At 68.0% G+C, this 1,865-nt stretch carries 1 protein-coding gene; it reads right to left on the bottom strand.

Annotated features, from left to right (window positions below; all coding sequences use genetic code 11):
* On the bottom strand, window positions 1-1,826 hold a 1,826-nt coding region (locus ACGF3J_RS38695; RefSeq protein WP_393856127.1), incomplete at its 3' end, for a condensation domain-containing protein.
* Between the last annotated feature and the right edge of the window lie 39 nt (window positions 1,827-1,865).

Genomic DNA, 1,865 nt, shown 5'->3' with positions numbered 1-1,865 from the left:
AACAAACCCGCCCGCTCATCCAACTCCCCATACGACAACGACTCACCCCCACACACCACCGCCACCGCACCCGGATCCCGCACCACCCACTCCCCGAACAACTCCACCACCGAACCCACCACCCCCACCACAGGCGCATCATTCCACTCACCCAGGATCTGCTGCCGCTCACCATCAGGCAGCACCTGCACCGCACCTAGTGACATCCCAGACGCCTGCTCCAGCGCCTCCACCAGGCTTTCGGCCGCGTTCTGCAGCAGCGCGCACACCAGCTCCGGATCCCCCGGGGCCACCGCATCAGCCGTCAGCCCGAACGCGGTCCCCAGATCATCCACCGACACCGACAGCGGATAGTTCGTCCGGTCCTCGGTCGACAGCATCGCCACCCCGGCAAGACCACCATTCCTCCCACCACCACCGCCGTCCCGGCGGGGCTGACCACTATGACGGTAGTTCAGCAAAGACGTGAACAACGGAGCCGAAGCCGGTACCGCGCTGCCCCTCTGCGCCACGGCGAGCGGGGCGTGCTCGTGCACCAGCAGGCCGGCCAACTGCCCCTGCATCGCCCGCACCGCACCCACCACATCAAGACCTGCCACATCCATCCGCACCGGCAGGGTGTTCATGAACGGCCCCGGAATACGGTCCGCACCCCGCCCCGAGTTCATCCGGCCCAACAACACCGTCCCGAACACCACGTCCGACCGCCCCGCCACACTCGCCACCACCCGCGCATACGCCACATGGAACAACGTCGCCGGGCTCACACCCAGTCGACGGGCCTGCTCCCGGATACGCCCCGCCACTGTGTCGTCCACCCTCAACCGCGCCGACCTCACCGTCGACCCGTCCCCATGGGTATCAGCCAGGCCGAACGGCAGTGTCGGCTCCGTCACATCACCCAACAGACCTGAGAAGTACTCCTCATGCTCCGTGCGTGGAACCCCCAGCCGGGCCTGGGCCACGAAGTCACGGAACGGCAGCGGCATCGGCAACTCGTCCCCGCGGCCGGCCATGAACGCCCCGACCTCGCCCAGTACCACCTCAAGCGCCGTATGGTCCTGCAACAGATGATGGACCTGTACCAACGCCACCCACCGGCCCGGCCTCGCCGGCTCCGCCGCCACGTGCACCCGCAGCAGCGGCGCCTGCCGTAGGTCCATCCATCGACCAGCTACCGCCAGCAGCTCGGCCTCCGCATCTCCGCCGTCTGACAACGACACCTCGGTGACCGGAATGACCGCATGCTTCCGGACCACCTGCACCGGCTCCGGCAGCCCTTCCCACACGAGCCCGGTGCGGTAGATGTCGTGCCGGTCCACCACCCTCTGCAACGCCGCCAGGAACGCGTCCAACCGCTCACGGCTGTCGAAGCCCAGTACCATCGGCACCAAGTAGACGTCTGCCGTGCCGACCCCGGCGAGCAGGTGGTGGAACAGGATGCCTTCCTGCAACGGCGCCAGCGGATACACGTCGGCGACGTTCGCCGCGCCGCCCTCCACCGACTCACACACCAGGTCGATCTGCGCCGCTGTCAGCTCCACCAGCGGCAGCATCTCCGGCGTAATCACCTCCGCCCCCTCCGGAATCCCGTTGGGAGGCACCTCCACCACACCCCCGCCACTGCCCGCAGCAGCCAACGCCGCCGGCGTCGGCGCCTCGAACAACACCCGCACCGACACCCCGAACCCACGCTCACGCAACCGCTGCACCAACGACACCGCCAGCAACGAATGCCCACCCAACTCGAAGAAGTTGTCCTCCACCCCCACGTGTTCGACGCCCAGCACCTCCGCGAACACCTGGCACACCAGCTCTTCGGCCACCGTGGCAGGACCCCGCCCACCGGCAGACGAATACTCCGG

Source organism: Streptomyces sp. NPDC048171 (assembly GCF_043202655.1).
Classification (GTDB): Bacteria; Actinomycetota; Actinomycetes; order Streptomycetales; family Streptomycetaceae; genus Streptomyces.
Note: the sequence above shows the minus strand (reverse complement) of the source record. Positions and strands in the feature narration are given on the sequence as shown.